The sequence below is a fragment of the Aeromicrobium sp. genome, from assembly GCF_049587115.1.
Taxonomy (GTDB): domain Bacteria; phylum Actinomycetota; class Actinomycetes; order Propionibacteriales; family Nocardioidaceae; genus Aeromicrobium.
Map to the genome: position 1 here is coordinate 1 of NZ_JBAVDI010000099.1, position 1,539 is coordinate 1,539.

Consider the following 1,539-nt stretch of genomic DNA (forward strand, 5'->3'; position numbering starts at 1 on the left):
GTGGTGAACTGGCTGGACTCGTAAGGGTCGTTGTCGTCTTCACGCGTCTGCAGAAAAAACTGGTCTTTGAGCAGGGGATGCAAGCGCGTGAAGGTGTCGTAAATCTCATCCCGGCTGCCCAGCAGCAAGAGGTCATTCGGAAGCGCGGCCATGGCTTTACGCAGCGCCGGAAAGTGCGCCACGGTGCCGGCCATGCCCACGTAACTCGGGCCATTTGGCGTTTCGACCTTGAATATCTTGCTGTTGGCTTCGTACCGGTGCGCCAGCATGGTGTCGCCAAAGGTAACCAGGGAATCTGCTGCGATGGCCACCTGCCCCGCTTTTTTAACCACTACCAAAGTCGTCATAGACCCAATCTCTTATCGAACACAACGTTAAGCGGCAAACCATTTCAACCGCTTCCAACGAAGCTAGTCTAAAGGCTTGCTTGACGGCAATCGGTGACCACGCCGAAGCGCAATCATCCTTTCAGCAGGGCAGCCCACCAGCGGCCTTGCGCGCTCCAGGGCAACGCAGCCACGGGTAAGCGCCACCGCTGTCGTCACAGCAAAACGCGTCGGAAATCCGAAAGAATCTGACCCAGATAGGCATTGAACCGGGCCGCTGCGGCACCGTCGATGACCCGGTGATCCCAGCTCAGGGACAGCGGCAGCATCAGCCTTGGCTGAAAGGTCTTGCCATCCCACACAGGCTCGGTCTGGCTCTTGCAAACGCCAAGAATGGCCACCTCGGGCGCATTGATGATGGGCGTGAAGTACCGTCCGCCAATGCCGCCCAGCGACGAAATGGTGAAGCAGGCGCCTTGCATGTCAGCGGGACTCAGTTTGCCGTCGCGCGCTTTCTTGGCCAGCTCGCCCATTTCCTGCGAGATTTGCATCACACCTTTCTGGTCGGCGTTCTTGATGACCGGCACTACCAGGCCATTTGGCGTATCAGCCGCGAAGGCAATGTTGAAGTATTTCTTCAGCACCAGCTGATCGCCGTCGAGCGAGGCATTGAACTCCGGGAATTTGCGCAATGCGGCCACGGAGGCCTTGATCAGGAAAGCGAGCATGGTGATCTTCACGCCGGCCTTCTCGTTTTCCTTGTTCATGCTGACGCGGAAGTTTTCGAGCTCGGTAATGTCGGCATCATCATGATTGCAGACGTGCGGGATCATCACCCAGTTGCGATGCAGGTTGGCGCCGCTGATCTTCTTGATGCGCGACATGTCCTTGCGCTCGACCTCACCGAACTTGGTGAAGTCAACTTTCGGCCACGGCAGCAGGTCAAGCCCGGTGCCGCCGCCGGAGGCAGCAGCCGGCTGCTTCGCGCCCTGTGCCTGGGTGCGCGTATCGCCAGCCATCACGGACTTGGTGAAGGCCTGCACATCATCAACGGTGATACGTCCTTTCGGCCCGGACCCCTTGACCTCGGCCAACGGAACGCCCAGTTCGCGGGCGAACTTGCGCATCGATGGCGATGCATGCGGCAGGCTGCCGCTGGGAGCCGAAGTCGGGTCGTGCGCGGCCGGAGGCGCAGCCTGAGTGGCCGGTGCCG

At 59.8% G+C, this 1,539-nt stretch carries 2 protein-coding genes; both read right to left on the minus strand.

Going from position 1 to position 1,539, the window contains the following annotated elements; genetic code table 11:
* A partial coding sequence (locus tag WB461_RS09535; protein ID WP_423852498.1) for a hypothetical protein occupies positions 1–347 on the minus strand: 347 nt, incomplete at its 3' end.
* A 194-nt stretch (positions 348–541) separates the two neighbouring features.
* Positions 542–1,539 (minus strand): dihydrolipoyllysine-residue acetyltransferase (locus WB461_RS09540; RefSeq protein WP_423852499.1); only part of this gene is annotated, 998 nt, incomplete at its 5' end.